This window comes from Massilia sp. Soil_C_3, assembly GCF_057657035.1.
The window spans coordinates 136,175-159,054 of the sequence record NZ_JBDGJG010000009.1; the positions used below are offsets into that span (position 1 = coordinate 136,175).

The window sequence follows — 22,880 nt, forward strand, 5'->3', positions numbered from 1 at the left end:
CGCCGGGAGAATCGGGCGCTAACGGCGGCCGCGGAACAGCTGCGGCAGCAGGGTGGCCAGACGCGCGCGGTCGTCGCCCTCGGCCTGGTGCAGGGCCTGTTGCGGGCCGTGCAGGAACTTGGCGGTGAGCCCCTTCGACAGCGCTTCGAGCACGGCTTCGGCATCGTCGCCGCGCGCCAGCATCTTGCGCGCGCGTTCCAGCTCGGCCTGGCGCAAGGCCTCGCCCGATTCATGCAGGTCGCGGATCACCGGCACCACGGCGCGGTCGCCCACCCAGTGCATGAAGGACTGGACCCGGGTCTCGATGATGGCTTCGGCCTGGCGCACGGCGGCCTGGCGGCTTTCCATGCCGGTCTGCACCACCTGGGCCAGGTCGTCGACCGTGTACAGGAACACGTCGTCCAGACGCGCGACTTCGGGTTCGATATCGCGCGGCACGGCCAGGTCGACCATGAACATCGGGCGGTGGCGGCGCGCCTTGACGGCGCGTTCGACCAGGCCCTTGCCGATCAGCGGCAGGGTCGAGGCGGTGCACGAGATGACGATGTCGAACTGCTGCAGGCTGTCCGGCAGGTCGGCCAGGCGGATCGCGCGGCCGTTGTAGCGGGCGGCCAGCGCCTCGCCGCGCTCCATGGTGCGGTTGGCGATGGTGACCGATTTCGGGTTCTGGGCCGCGAAGTGGGCCGCGCACAGCTCGATCATCTCGCCGGCGCCGATGAACAGCACGTGCTGGTCGGCGATGCGGTCGAAGATGCGGTGCGCCAGGCGCACCGCGGCGGCGGCCATCGACACGCTGTGGGCGCCGATCTCGGTGGTAGTGCGCACTTCCTTCGCGACCGCGAAGGTGCGCTGGAACATCTGGTGCAGATAGGTGCCCAGGCCGCCGGCGGCGTCGGCCGTGCGCACCGCATCCTTCATCTGGCCCAGGATCTGCGGCTCGCCCAGCACCATCGAATCGAGGCCCGAAGCGACGCGGAAGGCGTGGCGCACGGCGTCGTCCTGCGGCAGCAGGTAGAGGTGGGGGCGCAGCTCGGCGTAGTTGAGCGCGTGATAATGCGCCAGAAATTGAGCCGAAGCGTCCAGCGGATCGAGCAGCTTGATCGCCGCATACATCTCGGTGCGGTTGCAGGTCGACAGGATCGCCGCCTCTTCGCCGCCGGTGGAACCCTGGCGCGCGAACCAGCCGCGCGCCGACTGCACCGCCGTGCCGATCTGGTCGGGGGCGAGCGCCAGCTGCTCGCGTAGCGAGACCGGTGCTGTGGTGTGGTTCAGGCCGACGGCAAGCAGTTGCATTTCGGAGGGGAGGCGAGGGTCAATGGACTGGGGCCATTATACCCTCTTGCCTTCAGGGTTTCAGGCGCCGAGCTTTTCCAGCCGATAGCCATAGCTGTAGACCGGCACAAGGCGGAAGCCGTTCTCTGGCCGCAGATGGAGTTTGTTGCGTACGCGCGAAACGTGGGTGTCCATGGTGCGCGACGGCACGTCGTTTTCGCGGACCCACACCGATTCGTGGATGTAGGCGCGCGACAGCGGGCGGCCGATATTCCTGAAGAACAGCAGCGCCAGCGAGAACTCTTTCTGCGTCACGTCGATCACCGAGCCGTCCCTGAGCAGCCGTCCCGGACGGGTCTCGAAGGTGTACGGACCGAACTGCAGCTGCTCGGCGCTGTTCTGCGACGGATAGGCGCGGCGCAGCAGGGCCGAGACGCGCGCCACCAGCTCGCCGCGGCGCAGCGGCTTGACCAGGTAGTCGTCGGCGCCGGCGGTGACGCCGGCAATGATGTCGTCTTCGGCGTTATTCCCGACCAGGAACATCGTCGGCGCGGTGGACGTCAGCTTTTCCTTGGCGCGGCGCAGCACTTCGGCGCCTTCCATATCGGGGACATTCCAGTCCATCACCAGCATGTCGGCACTGTCCTTTCGTAACTGTCCTAGTAGCTCCTTGGCGCTGTCATACGATTGACAGCTGTGGCCAGCAGCGCTGAGGACCTGGCAAATCAGGTCAGCTTGGGGACGGTCTTGCTCCAGGACGGCGATCTTCATGACGGGCGAAATGTTGTGTGGTTGCCTATGTAGGAAGATTCCTACAAAGTTAAACCAAATATATCAGACTTTCACAAAACGATGCTACTGATAAACTTCGCTCCGACACCAAAAGGTGACATTTGTACTATAAGACTGTTGTGTTAAAGGGACCACGCAGAAAATCTCCCCATAGGCGTAGACTGAATTTTATATGCCATTCAGATAATGTAGAGGGGGAAATTATGTTGTTTACACGCAAAAACACCACTGTGCCCGAGGACCGCGTGCCCGTCAGCGGCGCCGAGATCGACGCCACCCGTACCCGCTGCCTGGCCCTGGTCAAGAAACGCGCCGCCGTCTCGGCGGCGGTGGCCGCGGTGCCGGTGCCCGGCCTCGACCTGCTGGCCGACATCACGGGCTTCGCCGCCCTGGTCGACCAGATCAATGCCGAATTCGGCCTGACCCAGAAGCAGATCGAGCGCCTGCACCCGCGCATGCGCGTGATCGCCTACAAGGCGGCGGCCTCGGTAGGCGGCATGCTGGTCGGTAAACTGGTGACGCGCGGGGCGGTGGCGCGCCTGTTCCGGGTCGTGGCGGGCCGGATGGCGGTCAAGACCACGGCCAAGATGGTGCCGCTGGCCGGCCAGATCGCGTCGGCGGCGATCGGCTACACGCTGTTCAAGCGCATGGGGGCGCAGCACGTGGAAGCCTGCGTGAAGGTGGTGCAGGAGCTGGAGCGGGCCGAGTCCGCGGGCGAGGCGCCGCAGCCGGTGGAGGAGAACGACGACACCGCGACCGCCGCGCCGGTCAATGGCGGGGCGGTCAGCGGGCCGGCAAAAGAGCCGGTGCTGGTGATGTGACGATGGTTGGACGCGTAGTCATCTGGTCCAGTGGACCAGATGACAAGCTGTCCACCCTACCTCCACGCGTCCAATGGGCCTCAACCGACCTTCGGAAAATCGACCACCGTATCGTTGATCCGGTTGAACAGGTTCGTCAGGGTGATCGCCGTGATCGCCAGGGTGAGGTCGACGATCTGCGCATCGCTCACGCCGGCCGCCTTCACCGCCTCGACCCTGCCCGCGTCCACGGTGCCGCGGGTCGTCACCAGGTGGCGCGCGAACTCCGCCAGCGCATCTTCGCGGGCATTGCCGGTGGCCTGGCCCTGGCGCACGGCGGCCAGCGCATCGGGAGGCAGGCCGGCCATCTTGCCCATCAGGCTGTGGGCGGCCACGCAGTAGTCGCAACCGTTGACGGCGCTGACCGCCAGCTTGATGACTTCGATATCGCGCGCCGACAGCGTGGTTTTCTTGAGGCTGGCGTCCAGGGCCAGCACCGATTCCAGGACCACGGGGCTGTTGCTGCCGATGTCGCGGTAGGCGTTCGGCACCTTGCCGACGGCGCCCTGGATGGCGCTGAACAGTTGGGCGGCGGCGCCGGTGGCGCCCGAGACGGGGTGGGAGGCGAGACGGGTCATGGTGAAGCTCCTTGTCAAAATATCGTTGGGTTTGCTTGGCTGGCTGTCCGATGTGTTGCAGCCATGAACCCAGTATAGGCAGGGCCATCGATACTTTGAATGCTCAGATTCAACTAAAAATTGTCCGATCGTCTCACTACTAATATGCTCCGCGCCAAAGATAATGCCCGCACATGGCGGGCATCGTCGGGCGAAGGGCGGCGCCGGTCAGGTATCCGGCAGCACCACGTTCACGTCCAGCACTTCCAGGTTGCCCTGGCGGTCGAGCGAGACCTTGATGTCGTCGGGATTGACCTTGACGTACTTCGAGATCACCGCGATCAGCTCCTGGTGCAGGGCCGGAAGGAAATCCGGACCGGCGCGGTTGGTCCGTTCGCGTGCGATGATGATCTGCAGGCGTTCCTTGGCGGCTGTCGCGCTCTTCTTTTTTTCGGGGAAGAGGAATGAAAGCAATGCCATCTCACTTGGCTCCGAAAATGCGCTGGAATATGCCCGGCTTTTCGTAGTTGGTAAAGCGCAGCGGGCGTTCTTCGCCCAGGAAGCGCGCGACGACGTCCTCGTAGGCATCGGCCACGTCGGTGCCCTTGAAATGGATCGCCGGGTTGCCCTGGTTCGAGGCGTGCAGCACCGACTCCGATTCCGGAATGATGCCGATCAGCGGGATGCGCAGGATTTCCTGCACGTCCTGGTAAGACAGCATTTCGTCCGCTTCGACGCGTTTCGGCGAGTAGCGGGTGATGAGCAGGTGTTCCTTGACCGGCTCGCTGCCGCTCTGGGCGCGGCGCGACTTGGCCTGCAGGATGCCCAGGATGCGGTCCGAGTCGCGCACCGACGACACTTCCGGATTGGTGACCACGATCGCCTCGTCGGCGAAGGTCAGCGCCATCAGCGCGCCGTGCTCGATGCCGGCCGGCGAATCGCAGATGATGAACTCGAAGTCCATCTTGACCAGGTCGTTGAGCACGCGCTCCACGCCTTCTTCGGACAGGGCGTCCTTGTCGCGCGTCTGCGAGGCCGGCAGGATGAACAGGTTGTCGCAGTGCTTGTCCTTGATCAGCGCCTGGTTCAGGGTCGCCTCGCCATTGACGACGTTGATCAGGTCGTAGACCACGCGGCGTTCGCAGCCCATGATCAGGTCGAGGTTACGCAGGCCGACGTCGAAGTCGATCACCGCCGTCTTGTGGCCGCGCATCGCCAGGCCGGTGGAGAAGCTGGCGCTCGAGGTCGTTTTGCCCACACCGCCCTTGCCGGACGTCACAACAATAATTCTTGCCACAAAAAAGTCCTTTACAGTATCTGTTCAGTTCGGGGATCAGGCGCGGGGTGCCGGAGCCAGCGATTGGATGTCGATCCGGTCACCCACCAGCCGGATCTGCGTTGGCTGACGCGACAGGTCGGACGGAAAACCTTCGTCGAACGTGCGGTACACGCCGGCGATCGAGACCAGCTCCGGCTGCATCGACAGCGCGAAGATGCGGGCATCGGGATTGCCGGAGGCGCCCGCCAGTGCGCGGCCATTGAGCGGCGCATACACGTGAATGCTGCCGTCGGCGATCAATTCTGCGCCATTGTTGACCACGGCGGTGACGATCAGATCGGTGCCGCGCGCATAGATGCGCTGGCCGGCGCGCACCGGGGTGTCGATAATCATCGGCACGATGGCCGGAGCAGCGACCGGCTCCGGGGCCGGCGTCGGCGCGGGCGCCACAGCCGCCGCCGGAGCCGTGGGGGGCGCCGATTCGGGCGCGGCAGGGGCCGGTGGCGGGGCCGCATGGCCGCCGGCGCGTACGCCGCTCGAGCCGTCGTCCAGCGCCAGGCCCTGGGCCCGGATCGCTTCCACCATCGGCGGGCTGGCGCCGCGCACGGCCACCGCGTTCAGGCGGTATTTCTTGAGCAGGGACACCAGCGCCGCCCAGTCGAGTCCCGGCGCTTCGGGCGCGATCGCGGCCACGTCGATCACCGCGAACTCGTCCTCGAAGAAGTCCGATACGCCACCGGTCATCTGCTCCAGCGCGGCGTCGATGGCTTCCGGGTCGGCCGAGTGCAGGATCGTGGAAATGGCAACGACCGTGGAAATCTTGATTTCGATGGGAAGCGTGGTTTTAGGCATAAAGCGGTGTAGTTGGCGTTGCGCTTGTGCATTCTACTGTGAAAATTGTAGAAAAGGACAGAAGCGCACGCATCATTCCTAACAGAAATTGAACGTTTGTCAGCAACCAAAAATTAAGTCATGCGCTAGATCAAACCCGCACGATTGGCACGTTGTTTTTGATGAATAAACTGCTAAGATTGCTGATGCTTTAACAGCAGCATGGGTTCCTCATTCCGTAACTTGAGGTTTTTATCGATCCCATGCACAAAGTCCGCCATCGCAGAATGACGGGCCGAGTCCGAGGGAATTCTGAATGTTGCCGGCCGCGGCCGGCTGAACGGAGATTGAACATGGAAGACGTAGTCATCGTCGCCGCCGGTCGTACGGCCGTCGGCAAATTCGGCGGCACCCTCGCCAAGATTCCAGCCGCCGAACTCGGCGCGCAAGTGATCAAGCACCTGCTGGCCAAGACCGGTATCGCCCCCGAATCCGTCAGCGAAGTCATCATGGGCCAGGTGCTCACCGCCGGCGTGGGCCAGAACCCGGCGCGCCAGGCCGTCATCAAGGCCGGCCTGCCCGACATGGTGCCCGGCTACACCATCAACAAGGTCTGCGGCAGCGGCCTCAAGGCCACCCACCTGGCGACCCAGGCGATCCGCTGCGGCGACGCCGAGATCGTTATCGCCGGCGGGCAAGAGAACATGAGCGCCTCGCCGCACGTTCTGGCCGGCTCGCGCGACGGCTTCCGCATGGGCGACGCCAAGCTCACCGACACCATGATCGTCGACGGCCTGTGGGACGTCTATAACCAGTACCACATGGGCGTTACCGCCGAGAACGTCGCCAAGAAATACGAGATTTCGCGCGCCGAGCAGGACGAATTCGCGCTGCAATCGCAGCTGAAGGCCGAAGCTGCTCAAAAAGAAGGCAAATTCAAGGACGAGATCATCCCGGTCGAGATCGTGACCAAGAAGGGCACGACCGTCTTCGACACCGACGAATATCCAAAAGCGGGCAGCACGCTCGAGGCGCTGGCCAGCCTGCGTCCGGCGTTCAACAAAGAAGGCTCGGTCACCGCCGGCAACGCTTCCGGCATCAACGACGGCGCCGCCGCCGTGATCATGATGAGCGCGGCGAAAGCGAAAGAGCTGGGCCTGACCCCGCTGGCGCGCATCAAGGCCTATTCGTCGTCCGGCCTCGACCCGTCGATCATGGGCATGGGCCCGGTGTCGGCCTCGCAGCTGTGCCTCAAGAAGGCCGGCTGGACCCACGAAGACGTCGACCTGATGGAAATCAACGAAGCCTTCGCCGCCCAGGCCATCGCCGTCAACAAGCAGATGGGCTGGGACACGTCCAAGATCAACGTCAATGGCGGCGCGATCGCCCTGGGCCACCCGATCGGCGCTTCCGGCGCCCGCGTGCTGGTCACCCTGCTGCACGAAATGATCCGCCGCGACGCCAAGCGCGGCCTGGCGAGCCTGTGCATCGGCGGCGGCATGGGCGTGGCGCTGGCGGTCGAGCGCGACTGACGACAGCCTGATGACGGTAGCGATGGCCCGCTTGCCGCGGCGCCGTCGGTTTCAAGCGGTATGAAATGACACAATAAAACTGGAGAAGACAATGGCTCGAGTAGCATTAGTAACCGGCGGCATGGGCGGCCTGGGCGAAGCGGTGTGTATCAAACTGGCCGCATTGGGATATCAGGTCGTTACCACTTTTTCGCCAGGCAATACCAAGGTCGACTCCTGGCTCGGCGCCATGAAGGAGCAGGGCTATGACTTCAAGGCCTATGCCTGCGACGTGGCCGATTACGACGCGGCCCAGGAGTGCGTGCGCCAGGTGATCGCCGATGTCGGGCCAATCGACGTGCTGGTCAATAACGCCGGCATCACCCGCGACATGACCTTCAAAAAGATGGACAAGGTCAACTGGGACGCCGTGATCAAGACCAACCTCGATTCCGTGTTCAATATGACCAAGCCGGTCTGCGACGGCATGGTCGAGCGCGGCTGGGGCCGCATCATCAATATCTCGTCGGTGAACGGCCAGAAGGGCGCTTTCGGCCAGACCAACTACTCGGCGGCCAAGGCCGGCATGCACGGCTTCACCAAGGCGCTGGCGCTGGAAGTGGCGCGCAAGGGCGTCACCGTCAACACCATCTCGCCGGGCTATATCGGCACCAAGATGGTGATGGACATCCCGAGCGAAGTGCTGGAAACCAAGATCATCCCGCAGATCCCGATGGGGCGCCTCGGCAAGCCCGAAGAAGTGGCGGGTCTGGTGGCCTATCTGTCGTCGGACGAAGCGGCGTTTGTTACCGGCGCCAATATCGCCATCAATGGCGGGCAGCATATGTCCTGATCCGTCAGGGCAGTAGCTTCAGTTCCTTAGCACGTCGTCCCCGCGCAGGCGGGGACCCAAGTTTTCACGCATGCCACTGACGTTCAATGAAGTGGTTACGCTGAGGAATTGGGTCCCCGCCTGCGCGGGGACGACGTTTTTGCGTTAACAATCCATCATAAAATAACGATCCACCGATCTTCACGGAGCACCCCATGCACACCTTGCCCCACGGCGGCCTCGCCCTGTCCAGCCTCGACGAACAGCTGCTGCTCCCCGGCACCAAGGGTTTGCCGCTGCGTGAACCGCTGCGCCAGGGCGCGATCGGCGTGCAGGGCTGGAACGTATTGCGCGGCGATACGAGCTACCCGGTCGCCGTGCTCAGGGAATCGAGCCTGCGCCACAACCTGGCGTGGATGCGCGCCTTTTGCGAGCGCCGCGGCGTCACCCTGGCGCCGCACGGCAAGACCACGATGAGTCCGCAGCTGTTCGGCGCGCAACTGGCCAATGGCGCCTGGGGTATCACGCTGGCCACCGCGATCCAGGTCCAGGTGGCGCACCGCTTCGGCGTGCGCCGCGTGCTGCTGGCCAACCAGCTGGTGGCGCGCAGCGATATCGACGCCGTGCTGGCCCTGCTGCATGGCGATCCGGACTTCGAGTGCATCGTGCTGGCCGATTCGCTGGCCGGCGTGGCGCGCCTGGCGCAGGCGGTCGCGGCGCACAGGCTGGCGCGTCCGCTGCCGGTGCTGGTCGAGCTGGGCCTGGCCGGCAAGCGCGCCGGCTGCCGCACGCCGCAGGAGGCGATGGAGGTGGCGCGCGCTGTCGCCCTGGCCGACGGCCTGGCGCTGGCCGGCTTCGAGGGCTACGAAGGCCTGCTCGTCAGCGACGACCGCGCCGCCGACCTGCAGCAGGTGGACGATTTCCTGGCTCAACTGGTCGCCCTCGTGCGTGGCGCCGATGGCGAGGGCCTGTTGGCCACGCCCGAGATCCTGGTCTCGGCCGGCGGCTCGTCCTATTTCGACCTGGTGGTGCGCGGGTTCCAGGGCGTGGACGGCCTGTCGCGTCCAGTGCGCGCCATCCTGCGCAGCGGCTGCTACCTGACGAGCGACCATGGCATGTACCGCCGCCATATCGACGAGCTGAATGCGCGTGAAGGCGGCCAGCAGGAAGGGCTACAGGAAGGGTTACGGCCTGCGCTCGAAGTCTGGAGCATGGTCCAGTCGCGCCCCGAGCCGACCCTGGCCATCCTCACCATGGGCAAGCGCGACGCTTCCTACGACGCCGACCTGCCGATCCCGCTCTACACGGCGCGCCCCGACGGCGCTGCGGATGCTGATACCGCGCCGGCCGCGCTGCCGCCCGGCTGCACGATCTTCAAGATGAACGACCAGCACGCTTACCTGAGGTTGCCGGAAGGCGACCCCTTGTGCGACAGCCTGGCGGTCGGCGACCTGGTCGGCTGCGGCATTTCCCACCCCTGCACCACCTTCGACAAGTGGCCGCTGCTGCTGGCCGTGGACGACGCCTATACGGTGCGCTACGCGCTCAATACCTTCTTCTAAAAGCAGCTGTCGGTACGCTACAATCGGCTTCTTGAATCACTGCCAACAAGAGCCGCCATGCCCGTCACGCCGCCGTCGCTGTTCCCGCCGATCCAGCCCATCCGCCACGGCATGCTGGCGGTCGACGAGACGCACACGATCTACTGGGAAGAAGTCGGCAATCCGGACGGCATCCCGGTGCTGTTCCTGCACGGCGGCCCCGGCGCCGGCCTGTCGCCCCAGCATCGCCGCTTCTTCGACCCGCGCGCCTACCGCGTGATCCTGTTCGACCAGCGCGGCGCCGGCAAGTCGACGCCGCTGGGCGAGTGGCGCAACAACACGACCCAGCTCCTGATCGAGGACATCGAGCGCCTGCGCGCGCTGTTCGGCGTCAAACAGTGGCTGGTGTTCGGCGGTTCCTGGGGCTCGACGCTGGCGCTGGCCTATGGCCAGGCCCATCCCGAGCGCTGCCTGGGCTTCGTGCTGCGCGGGATTTTCCTGTGCACCCAGGCCGAGGTGGACTGGTTCATCAACGAGGTGCGCTGGTTCTATCCCGAGCTGTACGAACAATTCGTGGCCCCGATTCCGCAAGAGGAACGGCACGACCTGCTCAAAGCCTATGCGCGCCGCCTGCTGTGCCACGATCCTGACGTTTACTGGCCGGCCGCGCGCGCCTGGAGCCGCTTCGAGGGCCGGCGCGTCTTTTTGCTGCCGCAGCCAGAGGAAGTGGCGAACGATACGCTCGACCTGGGCGTCGGCCGGCTCGAATCGCATTACATGCTCAATGGCGCCTTCCTGGAAGAAGACCAGCTGCTGCGCGACCTGGCGCGCATCGCCCACCTGCCGGCGGTGATCGTGCAGGGCCGCTACGACGTGATCTGCCCGCCGCTGTCGGCCTGGCGCCTGCACACGGCGTGGCCTGGGTCGAAACTGGAGATGATCGCCGATGCCGGCCATGGCGCGCTGGAGGCGGGGATCGCGCGCGCGCTGGTGGCGGCGACCGAGCAGTTCAAGCGGCTGCGCCGGTTTGAATGAGGAGGGGTGGGATGCTGCTGGCTGTTACACTATGCTTCAGAGGTACCAGGCACATTACAACAATTCGAAACGTGTTCCCATGAATATCCAGATCAGCGATATCGGCCATGTCATCCAGCTGGCGATCGCGCCGGTTTTCCTGCTCACTGGCGTCGCCACCAAGCTGACCGTGCTGACCAACCGGCTGGCGCGCATCATCGACCGCACGCGCGTGCTCGAGGACCGGCTCAAGGTCAGCCCCAATGCCGAGTTTTCCAGCGAACTCGAACTGCTCTACCAGCGCTCGCACCTGATCAACTTCGCGATCGCCTCCAGCACCGCCTGCGGCCTGCTGGTGTGCGTGGTCATCGCGATGCTGTTCGCGGGCGATACCACGGGCATCCCGCTCGACCAGTACATCGCCGCCTGCTTCGTGTTCGCGATGATCGCCCTGATCAGCAGCTTCGTCTATTTCTTGCGCGAGATCTTCATCGCATCGAAGTTCATGCGCATGCAGCACCAGGCCATCATGATGCTGCAATCGCCACCACCGCCGCCGCCAGCGTCGCCAACTGCGCAACCTTGAGCGCGGCAAGAAAGAATCCCATGCACGACTACCAACGCCCTCCGACCCTGCATCGCTACGCGCTGCGTACCGAACTCGAAACCGCGCTCAAGACCGGCCAGTTCCGTCTCGAGCCCAATGGCGGCTTCCTGCACATCGCGTTTTCCACCGTCTGGGACAAGCGCCTGTTCGACATCATCACGCCGAGCGACGCCTGCCTGGTGATCCATAACACCGAGGAATTCGGCGAGCGCCTGCACCGCGCCGTGCAGCGCCTGCTGCCCAACTGGGCCGGCATCGACGGCGCCATCGAGTACGGCACCCGTTCGCCGTTGGGCGCCGCGTTCACCAAGAGCGCGGGCCAGGCGCGCGAAAAGGAATGGCAGTTCGCCTGGCGCCCGATGTCGCCCGGCGCCAGCCTGAACCCGGTGGTGGTCAGCATCGGCAGCATCGAGAGCTTCGCCGAACTGCGCGACCGCGAAAGCCACCTGGCTTGATGCACCATTCAGTCGTTTAGACGCACGACTCCAGAAAATCGCGGTGTAATGCCGCGATGACTACCTTTCCCAATCTGCTGGCGCCGCTCGACCTGGGTTTCACCACCCTGAAGAACCGCGTGATCATGGGCTCGATGCACACCGGGCTCGAAGACCGCTTCTACAACTACGGCAAGCTGGCCGCCTTCTACCGCGAACGCGCGCGCGGCGGCGTGGGCCTGATCGTCACCGGCGGCATCTCGCCCAATCGCCAGGGCTGGCTGCTGCCCTTCGGCGGGACCCTGAACTCCCTCTTCGACGTGCCCAACCACCGGCGCGTCACGCGCGCCGTGCACGAGGAGGGCGGCAAGATCCTGATGCAGATCCTGCACGCAGGCCGCTACGGCTACCAGCCCTTCGTGGTGTCGGCGTCCAGCATCAAGTCGCCGATTTCGCGCTTCAAGCCGAAGGCGCTCAGCGATGCCGGCATCGAATCGACGATCCGCGCCTACGTGCGCTGCGCCAGGCTGGCGCGCACGGCCGGCTACGACGGCGTCGAGATCATGGGTAGCGAAGGTTATCTCCTGAACCAGTTCCTGTGCGCGCGCGCCAATCGCCGCACCGATCGCTGGGGCGGGCCGATAGAGAACCGCATGCGCCTCGCCGTGGAGGTGGTGCGCCGCATTCGCGCCGCGGTCGGGCCGGATTTCATATTGATGTACCGCCATTCGGTGCTCGATCTGGTCGACGGTGGCAATACCTGGGACGAGATCGTGCTGTCCGCAAAAGCGCTGGAAGGCGCCGGCGCGACGATCCTGAACACCGGCTATGGCTGGCACGAGGCGCGCATCCCCACCATCGTCACTTCGGTGCCGCGCGCCGCCTTCGCCGAGATCGCGGGGCGCTTGCGCAAGGAGGTCGGCATTCCCGTCGTGGCCTCGAACCGCATCAATATGCTGGCCGAGGCGGAAAGCATCCTCGCGCGCGGCGACGCCGACCTGGTGTCGATGGCGCGGCCCTTCCTGGCCGACGCCGATTTCGTCGCCAAGGCCGCCGCCGGCCGCAGCGACGAGATCAATACCTGCATCGCCTGCAACCAGGCCTGCCTGGACCATACTTTCTCGAACCGGCGCGCGACTTGCCTGGTCAATCCGCGCGCCTGCTACGAGACCGAACTGGTGTTTCGCAAGGCCGCCACGGCGCGCCGCATCGCGGTGGTCGGCGCCGGGCCGGCGGGCCTGTCGGCGGCAACCGTGGCGGCCGAGCGCGGGCATCGTGTAACCCTGTTCGACGCCCAGGACCGCATCGGCGGCCAGTTCAATATCGCGATGCGCATTCCGGGCAAGGAAGAATTCGCCGAGACGATCCGTTATTTTGGTCGCCGCCTCGAACTGCTGGGCGTCGACATTCGCTTGAACTGTCGGGTCACGCGCGAGGAATTGCTGGCCCAGGGCTTCGACGACGTGATCGTGGCGACCGGCATCCGCATGCGACAACCAGCGATTCCCGGCATCGACCATCCGATGGTGGCGAGCTATATCGACGTGTTGAAGGGCGGCCGTCCGATCGGTGCGCGGGTGGCGATCATCGGCGCTGGCGGCATCGGTTTCGACACCGGCGAATTCCTGGTGCACGATCCGCGGGTAGCGCTGCCGGTGCCGGCGGCGCACTGGATGAAGGAGTGGGGCGTCGATCCGACAGTGGCCACGCCGGGCGGACTGGCGCCGCCCGTGCCGCCGCACCCGCCGCGCCAGGTCTGGCTCCTGCAGCGCAAGACCACGCGGCCCGGCGCCGGCCTGGGCAAGACCTCGGGATGGGTGCACCGCGCCACGCTCGCGCGCAACGGCGTGACCATGCTGGCCGGCGTGCAATATGACCGCATCGACGACGCCGGCCTGCACATCACGGTCGGGGGCGAAGCGCGCCTGCTGGAGGTGGACAATGTGGTGATCTGCGCCGGGCAGGAAAGCCTGGTGGAACTGATGCCGGCCGATGGGACCACGGGCGGACCGCGCTTTTACAAGATCGGCGGCGCGGCGCTGGCGGCCGAGCTGGATGCCAAGCGCGCGATTCGCGAAGGGGCGGAGCTGGCGGCGCGGCTTTGAAAGAGGCTGGTGGCGAGCAGGCTAGCTTGGGTCCCCGCCTTCGCGGGGACGACGTTGTTCAACGTCGCGAGCGATAGCCGGCTAACGCTTTAGCCAATCACCTCGAAACGTCGTCCCCGCGAAGACGGGGACCCAAGTCAGCCCGCAAACCCCATCGCCCCAGGCCCGCAAGCGCATGATTTACTTCTTGCGCACCACCACGCAACCAATCGAATAACCGGCGCCGAACGAGCAGATCACGCCATTGGCGCCCGCCGGCAGGTCATCCTGGTATTTGTGGAAGGCGATGATCGAGCCGGCCGACGAGGTGTTGGCATAGCTGTCCAGGATCACTGGCGCTTCGTCGGCTGTCGCGTCGCGGCCCAGCAGGGTGCGCACGATCAGCAGGTTCATGTTCAGGTTGGCCTGGTGCAGCCAGTAGCGCGCGACGTCTTTCGTTTCCAGGCCGGCCGCCGTGAGCGTGTCGGCGATGGTGGCCGCCGCCATCGGGCAGACTTCCTTGAACACCTTGCGGCCCTGCTGGCGGAACAGTTTATCCGGCTGGCCGATGCCGGCTTCGTCGAAGCGGTTCATGAAGCCGAAGTTGTTGCGGATGTTATTCGAGAAGCTGGTCTTGAGGCGACTGTCGAGGATTTCCCACTGGTGCGCGCCGGTGGCCGTCTCCGCGGCCTCGATCACGATCGCGGTGCAGGCGTCGCCGAAGATGAAGTGGCTGTCGCGGTCGCGGAAGTTCAGGTGGCCGCTGGTGATTTCCGGGTTCAGCACCAGCACCGCGCGTGCGCGGCCGCCCCGCACCGCGTCGACCGCGGTGGCGATGCCGAAGGTGGCCGAGGAGCAGGCCACGTTCATGTCGAAGCCGAAGCCGTCGATGCCCAGCGCTTCTTGTACCTCGACCGCCATCGCCGGATAGGCGCGCTGCATATTGCTGCAGGCGACCAGCACCATGTCGATGTCCTGCGGCTGTTTGCCGGCGCGCGTCAATGCTTCGCGCGCGGCGGCCACGCACATCTCGGCCTGCACCGAGATCTCGTCGTCGGCCCGTTCCGGGATGCGCGCCGTCATGTGGCCCGGGTCCAGGATGCCGCTCTTTTCCATCACGTAGCGCGACTTGATGCCCGACGCTTTTTCGATGAAGGCGCTGCTCGACGGCTCCAGCGCCGTCACCTCGCCCGCTGCGATTGGCGCGGCATGTTCCTGGTTGTGCAGTTCGACATAGGCGTTGAAGGCTGCCACCAGCTCGTCGTTCGAGATGGAATGCGGCGGGGTAAACAGGCCGGTGCCGCTGATGACGACAGGTTTCATATTCAGCAAACTTTCAGGGAAAATAAGCGGGGTTGTCCGCAAGATGCGCCGATTCTACACGCTCGGCGCATGCCTGGGAATCGGCTGCCGCAGGGAGCTTATTCGCCCTTGTGCCCTTGCTGGGCCAGGGTGGTGGAGGGCTCGGCGCGCTTGGACAGCACCACTTCCTGGCCCTTGAGGTGGCGCAGAGCCTGGGCCAGCTGGAAGTCGTCCGTGCTGCCGTAGTCGAGGGGCTTGCGGGTGCGCGCCTCGGCGAGCAGGCGCATCTGCTCCTCGATGTCGTCCTCGCGCGTGGCGACCTCGGGCCCCGAGCCGTTCGACAGATGGTGCTGCAGGTCGGCTTCGCGCATGCGCAGGGAGTTCAGGCCGTCGCCTTCCAGGTTTTCGTCGACCGGTAAGTCGGGCACGATGCCGCGCGCCTGGATCGAGCGCCCGGCCGGGGTGTAGTAGCGCGCCGTGGTCAGCTTGACGGCGGCGTCGCGTCCGATCGGGCGGATGGTCTGCACCGAGCCCTTGCCGAAGGTCTGGCTGCCCAGGATGGCGGCGCGCTTGTAGTCCTGCAGAGCGCCGGCCACGATCTCGGAGGCCGAGGCCGAGCCGGTATTGACCAGCACCACCATCGGCAAGTCCTTGAAGCTTGGGGGCAGGGTGGCCAGCGGATCGGCGCCGCTGCGCAGCATGTAGAACTCGGGCCGCGCATAGAAGCGCTGGCGCTGTTCAAGCAGTTGGCCGTTGGTCGACACGATCTCGGCGTTCTTGGGCAGGAACGCCGCGGCGACGCCGATCGCACCCTGCAGCAGGCCGCCCGGATCGTTGCGCAGGTCGAGCACCAGGCCTTTCAGGTCCGGGTCTTCGCGGTACAGCGCCTGCAGCCTGGCGGCCATGTCGTCCACGGTCGGTTCCTGGAATTGCGCGATGCGCAGCCAGGCGTAGCCCGGTTCCACCATCTTCGCCTTGACGCTCTTTTGCACGATCTCGCGCCGCTCGATGGTGAATTCGAGTGGCTCGGGCGCGTCCTTGCGCGCGACCGTGAGCGTCACGCGCGTGCCCGGCTCGCCGCGCATGCGCTTGATGGCGTCGTCGATCGGCGTGCCTTGCACCGGGTGGCCGTCGATGCGGGTGATCAGGTCGCCCTCCTTGATGCCGGCATGGTAGGCCGGCGAATCTTCCATCGGGCTGACGATCTCGATATAGCCGTCCTCGCTCACGGCGATCTCGATGCCGACGCCGACGAAGCGGCCCTCGGTGCCCTCGCGCAGCTCGCGGTAGGCGCGCGGATCGAGGTAGGCCGAGTGCGGGTCGAGCGAGGCGACCATGCCGGCGATCGCCTCGGACAGCAGGGCCTTGTCTTCGACCGGTTCGACATAGGTGGACTTGATGACACCGTAGACGTCGGCCAACTGGCGCAGCTCGGCGATCGGCATGCTGGCGTCGACCGGCGGCTTGAAGGCGAGGGCCGAGAATTGCATGGTCAGGCCGACCCCGGCTATCACGCCCAGGCCGACGAGGCAGGAATTCTTGAAGGTGGAACCCATGGTGTTGATCCGTTGATGCACGCGTTGCGCACGGAACCGGCAGGCGCGAGCTTATGCCTGAGGTAGCGCAAAGCCAGTATAAACCGGTTCGTGCGCGGCTGCGGGCGGCGGCGCAAAAGCTATTAACCTGGAATACGGCGGGGGAGGAGGGGCGGGGGAGTTGTTGCACCCGGTCTTACGATGGTAAGCAATTGTAAGAGTAGAAGAGCGTGCGGATGAGGCAGCCTATAGTTGGAACCAGTTTTTCTCTCTCTCCACTCTTGAAGTGGTCTTTGCCCGCGGCCTCCACCGCGGGCTTTTTTCTTTCCGGTCCCGTTTTCGCACATGGTGCGATCTAGTCGGCTGCCTCTGCACGGATTGTACATTCCCCGACGGGCTGCACCTGTCATCCTGTTGTCATCTCCCAACACATGCATACGCGAAAACACATGTGTGCCGTGTATCGAAAAGTAAAAATCCGTGCGCCGCCAGCGAGGTTTATTGCCTAACCGCTAGAATGATTTTTTGCCGACCATCCGGCCGGAACCGATTCACCCCTGCAATCGCACTGCAAGTAAGGATTTATCACGTGAAGCGACACCTCCTGAGCACCCTGACCCTGTCCCTGATGGCCGCATTCGCCGTACCGGCCATGGCTGCCGCCGCCGCCGATGCTGCGCCGGCCACCGCCGCCACCGCCACCGCCACCGCGCCGGCCGGCGTCATCTCGGGCATCGACACCCAGTACATCGACGCCAGCGTGCGTCCGCAGGACGACTTCTTCACCCACCTGAACGGCAAGTGGCTCAAGGAGACCGAGATCCCGAGCGACCGTTCGAGCTGGGGCACCTTCATGAAGCTGCGCGAAGACACCACGCCGCAGCTGCTGGCGATCATCGAGGCGGCGCAGAAGGATGCAGCCGGCGAGGACGGCGCCAAGGCCGGCACCGAAACGAAGAAAATCGGCGACCTGTACGCCAGCTTCATGGACGCCGAGCGCCGCGAAACCCTGGGCTACAAGCCGCTGACCGGCGAGCTGTCGCGCATCCGCGCGCTGAAGGACAAGAAGGGCATCCCGGCCCTGGCCGCCCACCTGGCGAAAATCGGCGTCTCGAGCCCCTATGGCATCTACGTCGGCCAGGACATGCGCGAGTCGACCAAGTACGCCACCTACATCAGCCAGAGCGGGCTGGGCATGCCCGACCGCGATTACTACCTGAAGCTCGACGACGCCAAGCTGGCCGAGGTGCGCGCCAAGTACCAGCAGCACATCGAGAAGACGCTCCTGCTTGCCGGCGAGAAGAACGCCGCGGCCCAGGCCAAGGCCATCGTCGACTTCGAGACCGAGCTGGCCAAGGTGCAGTGGACCAAGGTCGAGAACCGCGACCCGGTCAAGCGCTACAACAAGATGAGCGTGGCCGAGCTGACCAAGCTGGCCCCAGGCTACGACTGGAAGGCGGCCCTGGGCGCCGCCGGCGTGGGCAACAAGCTCGACTACATCATCGTCAACCAGCCGAGCTACTTCACGGGCTTGAACGCGTTGCTGGGCAAGACCGAGCTGGCGACGCTGAAGTCGTACTTCGAATGGCAGCTGCTGCGCGAATACGCGCCCTACCTGTCGAAGGCCTTCGTGGACGCCGACTTCGCCTTCTATGGCACCGCGCTGACCGGCGTGACCGAGCAGCGTCCGGACTGGAAGAAGGGCGTGGCCACCGTCGAGGGCGCGCTGGGCGAGGCGCTCGGCAAGCTGTACGTGAAAGAGCACTTCCCGGCCGAGCGCAAAGCGCGCATGGAAGAGCTGGTGAAGAACCTGATCATTGCCTACGGCCAGTCGATCGACAACCTGGAGTGGATGAGCCCCGCGACCAAGAAGGAAGCGCGCGCCAAGCTGGCCAAGTTCACGCCGAAGATCGGTTATCCGGACAAGTGGCGCGACTATACGCGCCTGGCCATCAAGCGCGACGACCTGGTCGGCAACGCGATGCGCGCCTCGACCTTCGAGTACGAGCGCAATATCGGCAAGCTGGGTAAACCAATCGACCACACGGAGTGGGGCATGACGCCGCAGACCGTGAATGCGTACTACCGCAGCACGATGAACGAGATCGTGTTCCCGGCCGCGATCCTGCAGCCGCCGTTCTTCGACATGCGCGCCGACGACGCCGTCAACTATGGCGCGATCGGCGCCGTGATCGGCCACGAGATCGGCCACGGCTTCGACGACAAGGGCAGCCAGTCGGACGGCGACGGCAACCTGCGCAACTGGTGGACCGCCGAGGACAAGGCCGCGTTCAAGGCGCGCACCAACAAGCTGGTCAACCAGTTCAATGGCTATAGCCCGCTGCCAGGCTATAACGTCAACGGCGAGCTGACCCTGGGCGAGAACATCGGCGACAACGCCGGCCTGGCGATCGGCTACAAGGCCTACCAGATCTCGCTGCACGGCAAGCCGGCGCCGGTGATCGACGGCCTCACCGGCGACCAGCGCTTCTTCATGGGCTGGGGCCAGGTGTGGCGCTCGAAGATGCGCGAAGCGCAGCAGATCAACCAGGTCAAGACCGATCCGCACTCGCCGGGCCAGTTCCGCGCCAACGGCACCGTGCGCAATATGGCCGAGTTCTACAAGGCCTTCGACGTGAAGCCGGGCGACAAGATGTACCTGCCGCCTGAAGAACGCGTCATCATCTGGTAAATTAGTCCGACAGCGGGCCGGCGTCACGAGCGCCGGCCCGTTTTGCATTGCAACTCACAATAAAGAGAGAGAACATGAAACGACATCTGTTCAGCGCTGCCGCACTCGTGCTGGTAGCTTCGTTCGCGCACGCCGAATCCGGCGCCGCCGCCCCTGCCACCCCTGCCACGGCCAGCGCATCCAAGGCGGGAGCTTCGTCCGGCATCGCCACCCAGTACATCGATGCCGGCGTGCGTGCCCAGGACGACTTCTTCGCCCACCTGAACGGCAAGTGGCTCAAGAGCGTCGAGATCCCGGCCGACAAGTCGACCTGGGGCGCCTTCCACCAGCTGCGCGACGACACCCTGCCGCAGCTGCGCGCCGTCATCGAGAAAGCCGCGATGGAACGCAGCGCCGCCAACGGCACCGAGGCGCGCAAGATCGGCGACTTCTACGCCAGCTATATGGACGAAGCGCGCCTGGAACAGCTGGGCGCCAAGCCGCTGGCCGGTGAGCTGGGCAAGATCGCCGCGATCAAGAACAAGAACGAATTGCCGGCGATGTTCGCCCACCTGGGCCGCATCGGCGTCAACGTGCCCTTCGTGTTCTTCATCCACCAGGACGCCAAGGATTCGACCAAGTACGTGGCCGACCTGTACCAGGCCGGCCTGGGCATGCCCGACCGCGACTACTACCTGAAACTGGACGACGCCAAGCTGGCGGACACCCGCGCCAAGTACCAGCAGCACGTCGAGAAGATGCTGGCGCTGGCCGGCGGCAAGAATGCCGCGGCGGATGCGAAAGCCATCGTCGAGCTGGAAACCGAGCTGGCCAAGGTGCAGTGGACCAAGGTCGAGAACCGCGATCCGATCAAGACCTATAACAAGGTTGAACTGGACAAGCTGGCCGCGCTGGCGCCGGGCTACGACTGGCAGCAGTGGTTGAAGGCCTCGGGCCTGCAGGGCAAGGCCGATTACCTGATCGTCAGCCAGCCGACCTACCTGAAAGGCTTTGCTGACGTTCTCGATCGTGTTCCGCTGGCGACCTGGAAAGCCTATCTGCAGTTCCAGACCGTGAACGGCTACGCCAACTACCTGTCGAAGGCCTTCGTCGACCAGCGTTTCGCCTTCAACGGCACCACCCTGGCCGGCATCCCGCAACTGGAACCGCGCTGGAAGCGCGGCGTCTCGACCCTGGAGTCGAGCCTGGGCGACGCGGTCGGCAAGCTGTATGTGGCGAAGCACTTCCCGGCCGAGCGCAAGGCGCATATGGAAGTCCTGGTCAACAACCTGCTGGCCGCCTATAAGGAGTCGATCGACACCCTGGACTGGATGAGCCCTGCGACCAAGAAGGAAGCGCAGGCCAAGCTGGCCAAGTTCACGCCGAAGATCGGTTATCCGAACAAGTGGAAGGAATACACCGCGCTCACCGTCAAGCGCGATGACCTGGTCGGCAACGTGATGCGCTCGCGCGAAGTGGAATACAACCGCGAACTGAACAAGCTCGGCAAGCCGATCGATCGCGACGAGTGGGGCATGACGCCGCAGACCGTCAACGCCTACTACAACCCGGAACTGAACGAGATCGTGTTCCCGGCCGCGATCCTGCAGCCGCCGTTCTTCGACGCCAATGCCGACGACGCGGTCAACTACGGCGGCATCGGCGCCGTGATCGGCCACGAGATCAGCCACGGCTTCGACGACCAGGGTTCGCAGTACGACGGCGACGGCAATATGCGCAACTGGTGGACCGAAGAAGACGGCAAGCGTTTCGGCGAGAAGACCCGCGCGCTGATCGCGCAATACGCGGCCTTCAGCCCACTGGAAGGCTATCACGTCAACGGCGAACTGACCCTGGGCGAGAACATCGGCGACAACTCGGGCCTGGCGATCGCCTATAAAGCCTACAAGATCTCGCTGAAGGGCAAGCCGGCGCCTGTCATCGACGGTCTCACCGGCGATCAGCGCTTCTACATGGGTTGGGGCCAGGTGTGGCGCACCAAGATGCGCGAGCCGGCTCAGATCGCCCAGATCAAGACCGATCCGCACTCGCCGGCGCAATACCGCGCCAACGGCACCCTGAAGAACCAGCCGGGCTTCTACGAGGCGTTCGGGGTCAAGGCGGGCGACAAGATGTACCTGGCGCCGAAGGATCGCGTGATCATTTGGTAAGCATTCCTTGAATGCATAAAAAAATGGGCCGCTTGCGCGGCCCATTTTTCATGCGGCGGTCGATGCCGGTCTTACTTGGCCAGGCTCGAGTAGCTGCAGGACTTGTAGACGCCAGTCTTCGGATTGCCGAAGACCGTGCTGTTGCAGGGGGTCTTCGCAGTGATGACCTTGGTGTTGTAGTAGCCGGGAGCGCCGAAGCGCACTTCACGGGTTCCGGTGAAGGAGCAAGTACCGCCTTCGGGCGCACAGACCCTCCAGGTGACCGGGGCGGCCGGGACGGCCGGGACCGATGGTGCCGGGATCGAAGGCGTTGCCGTCGGGGCGGCGCTCTCATAGGCGCCGATATCCAGTGCACCCGAGGCCGGACGAGTCTCGCTGGCTGCCGTATGCTTGTACTGTGCGGTAGGCGCCAGACTGAAGCCAGATGCCGATTTGCCCGGCGCGGTAGCAGCATTGATCACGAGCGCGTTGGCGGTAGGACGCAGGTCGAACTGCGCACGGTTGACGAAGCCTGGCGCCACAGAGCGGAAATTGCTTTTCTGAACAGCGCTTGCCTGGCCGGTCACCGAACCCGTACCACCGAAGATATTGTTCTGAATCAGGGCTGCCTTCGTCACCTTGCCGCCGATCAGCACGAACGTTCCACGCGAGCTGTCCTCGTTCAGGAAGGTGTTGTTGACCACGTATAGGTCTTGCCCTGGGTTGGTAGCGCCTTCCAGTCCATAGGCCAACATGCCCGGGTTGTTGTGAGCCGACGGTTGATGGATCACATTGCCGATCACATACGATGTGCCGCCGTTCGGCAGATCGATCTCATAGCTCGGCTTGCCGTTCTTGGTCGAACCGGTCTGGCCGGACGGCGTGCTCGAGAAACGGTTGTAGGTGATCGTATTGAGCTTGGCGCGCGACTTCAGGTTATGGCCGACGTTGGCGTCGTGCGAGTAATTGAAGCGGAACACCAGACTGGCGATATTGCCGATGTACAGATTGTGCGAATAGCCATCGCCATACCCGTTGTAGCCGAACTCGCTGGACTCGATCACGACATTGCTGTTGGCGTTGGCGCCGGACAGGATGCCGTTCTCGTTATCGTGCAGGAAGGATGAGCGCAGCGTGAAGTTGGTGCCTTCCAGGCGCAGTGCGGCGCCGTTCTTGTCCGGCACCTTGGCGCCGTACATCTCGACGTTCTCGACCTTGATGTTATTGCCCTTGACCACCCAGATCGCCTTGCCCTGGGCATTCTTGCCGGCGGCGTTGATCTTTGGACGGCCGTTGACGCCGCGGATGATGAGGTCGTTGGCGCTGATGGCGCACACGTCGCCGCTGTAGGTCTTGCCGCCCTGAATTTCGATGATGTCGCCGGCCTTGGCCTTGGCAAAGGCGGCGCACGGCGCCGCGTAAGTCTTGCCCGGACCCACCGACAGGGTGGCGGCCGAAGCGCTGCCAACGGCTGCCAGCGACATCAGCAGCGCGGCATTCAGACGGAAGACGTGGTGTTTGGTCGATGCAGAGTTGCAGAATGGCATGATATTTATCCTGTAAAAAATTCCGCTTGGAATTTGTTCCGGTTGGAAAGTTTTGAAGGAT

At 64.6% G+C, this 22,880-nt stretch carries 19 protein-coding genes; 10 read left to right on the forward strand and 9 right to left on the reverse strand.

Annotated features, from left to right (window positions below; all coding sequences use genetic code 11):
- Positions 1-18: 18 nt before the first annotated feature.
- Positions 19-1,293, reverse strand: coding sequence for a glutamyl-tRNA reductase (gene hemA / locus AC3A6F_RS19495; protein WP_487683715.1), 1,275 nt, complete (start codon positions 1,291-1,293; stop codon positions 19-21).
- 60 nt (positions 1,294-1,353) lie between these two features.
- The gene (locus AC3A6F_RS19500; protein WP_487683718.1) at positions 1,354-2,043 is read right to left on the reverse strand and encodes a response regulator transcription factor; all 690 of its coding nucleotides are present in this window, start codon (positions 2,041-2,043) and stop codon (positions 1,354-1,356) included.
- Positions 2,044-2,267: 224 nt separating this feature from the next.
- On the opposite strand from AC3A6F_RS19500, the gene AC3A6F_RS19505 reads away from it, so the two are divergent.
- Positions 2,268-2,885, forward strand: coding sequence for a hypothetical protein (locus tag AC3A6F_RS19505; protein ID WP_487683721.1), 618 nt, complete (start codon positions 2,268-2,270; stop codon positions 2,883-2,885).
- Positions 2,886-2,965: 80 nt separating this feature from the next.
- On the opposite strand, the gene AC3A6F_RS19510 is transcribed toward AC3A6F_RS19505, so the two are convergent.
- The 4 genes from AC3A6F_RS19510 to minC all read right to left on the reverse strand — a co-directional run bounded on the left by AC3A6F_RS19510 (position 2,966) and on the right by minC (position 5,612).
- A complete protein-coding gene (locus tag AC3A6F_RS19510; RefSeq protein ID WP_487683723.1) occupies positions 2,966-3,502 on the reverse strand; it encodes a carboxymuconolactone decarboxylase family protein in 537 nt (178 codons plus the stop codon).
- Between the two features lie 207 nt (positions 3,503-3,709).
- Positions 3,710-3,961 carry a cell division topological specificity factor MinE gene (gene minE, locus AC3A6F_RS19515; protein ID WP_005663943.1) on the reverse strand — a complete coding sequence of 84 codons (252 nt, stop codon included), beginning with the start codon at positions 3,959-3,961 and terminating at the stop codon, positions 3,710-3,712.
- 1 nt (position 3,962) lies between these two features.
- The gene (minD, locus tag AC3A6F_RS19520; RefSeq protein ID WP_123070085.1) at positions 3,963-4,778 is read right to left on the reverse strand and encodes a septum site-determining protein MinD; all 816 of its coding nucleotides are present in this window, start codon (positions 4,776-4,778) and stop codon (positions 3,963-3,965) included.
- A 36-nt stretch (positions 4,779-4,814) separates the two neighbouring features.
- A complete protein-coding gene (gene minC / locus AC3A6F_RS19525) occupies positions 4,815-5,612 on the reverse strand; it encodes a septum site-determining protein MinC (RefSeq protein ID WP_487683727.1) in 798 nt (265 codons plus the stop codon).
- A gap of 332 nt (positions 5,613-5,944) precedes the next feature.
- Between minC and AC3A6F_RS19530 the strand changes: the two genes are divergently transcribed.
- The 7 genes from AC3A6F_RS19530 to AC3A6F_RS19560 all read left to right on the forward strand — a co-directional run bounded on the left by AC3A6F_RS19530 (position 5,945) and on the right by AC3A6F_RS19560 (position 13,635).
- The gene (locus AC3A6F_RS19530; protein ID WP_487683730.1) at positions 5,945-7,123 is read left to right on the forward strand and encodes an acetyl-CoA C-acetyltransferase; all 1,179 of its coding nucleotides are present in this window, start codon (positions 5,945-5,947) and stop codon (positions 7,121-7,123) included.
- Positions 7,124-7,214: 91 nt separating this feature from the next.
- Positions 7,215-7,955 (forward strand): acetoacetyl-CoA reductase, encoded by a 741-nt coding sequence (gene phbB, locus AC3A6F_RS19535; RefSeq protein ID WP_123070082.1) that lies wholly within the window; start codon positions 7,215-7,217, stop codon positions 7,953-7,955.
- A 194-nt stretch (positions 7,956-8,149) separates the two neighbouring features.
- Positions 8,150-9,496, forward strand: a complete 1,347-nt coding sequence (locus AC3A6F_RS19540) for an amino acid deaminase (RefSeq protein ID WP_487683733.1) — start codon at positions 8,150-8,152, stop codon at positions 9,494-9,496.
- 57 nt (positions 9,497-9,553) lie between these two features.
- Positions 9,554-10,510, forward strand: a complete 957-nt coding sequence (pip, locus tag AC3A6F_RS19545; RefSeq protein WP_487683736.1) for a prolyl aminopeptidase — start codon at positions 9,554-9,556, stop codon at positions 10,508-10,510.
- A 79-nt stretch (positions 10,511-10,589) separates the two neighbouring features.
- Positions 10,590-11,075, forward strand: coding sequence for a DUF2721 domain-containing protein (locus tag AC3A6F_RS19550; RefSeq protein WP_320473137.1), 486 nt, complete (start codon positions 10,590-10,592; stop codon positions 11,073-11,075).
- 20 nt (positions 11,076-11,095) lie between these two features.
- Entirely contained in the window at positions 11,096-11,551 is a 456-nt protein-coding gene (locus AC3A6F_RS19555; RefSeq protein WP_487683740.1) for a hypothetical protein, read from the forward strand.
- Between the two features lie 56 nt (positions 11,552-11,607).
- Positions 11,608-13,635 (forward strand): FAD-dependent oxidoreductase, encoded by a 2,028-nt coding sequence (locus AC3A6F_RS19560; RefSeq protein WP_487683743.1) that lies wholly within the window; start codon positions 11,608-11,610, stop codon positions 13,633-13,635.
- 180 nt (positions 13,636-13,815) lie between these two features.
- On the opposite strand, the gene AC3A6F_RS19565 is transcribed toward AC3A6F_RS19560, so the two are convergent.
- Together AC3A6F_RS19565 and AC3A6F_RS19570 are read right to left on the reverse strand one after the other, a co-directional pair.
- On the reverse strand, positions 13,816-14,937 hold the full coding sequence (locus AC3A6F_RS19565; protein ID WP_487683746.1) for a beta-ketoacyl-ACP synthase III: 1,122 nt from the start codon (positions 14,935-14,937) through the stop codon (positions 13,816-13,818).
- A 98-nt stretch (positions 14,938-15,035) separates the two neighbouring features.
- Positions 15,036-16,472 (reverse strand): S41 family peptidase, encoded by a 1,437-nt coding sequence (locus tag AC3A6F_RS19570; protein WP_487683749.1) that lies wholly within the window; start codon positions 16,470-16,472, stop codon positions 15,036-15,038.
- 568 nt (positions 16,473-17,040) lie between these two features.
- Between AC3A6F_RS19570 and AC3A6F_RS19575 the strand changes: the two genes are divergently transcribed.
- Both AC3A6F_RS19575 and AC3A6F_RS19580 read left to right on the forward strand, forming a co-directional pair.
- Positions 17,041-19,143, forward strand: coding sequence for a M13 family metallopeptidase (locus AC3A6F_RS19575; protein ID WP_487683752.1), 2,103 nt, complete (start codon positions 17,041-17,043; stop codon positions 19,141-19,143).
- A gap of 74 nt (positions 19,144-19,217) precedes the next feature.
- Complete coding sequence (locus AC3A6F_RS19580; protein ID WP_487683755.1) at positions 19,218-21,293, forward strand: M13 family metallopeptidase; 2,076 nt, start codon at positions 19,218-19,220, stop codon at positions 21,291-21,293.
- Between the two features lie 71 nt (positions 21,294-21,364).
- Here the strand turns inward: AC3A6F_RS19580 and AC3A6F_RS19585 are convergent, their stop codons facing one another.
- Positions 21,365-22,819, reverse strand: a complete 1,455-nt coding sequence (locus AC3A6F_RS19585; RefSeq protein WP_487683758.1) for a right-handed parallel beta-helix repeat-containing protein — start codon at positions 22,817-22,819, stop codon at positions 21,365-21,367.
- Between the last annotated feature and the right edge of the window lie 61 nt (positions 22,820-22,880).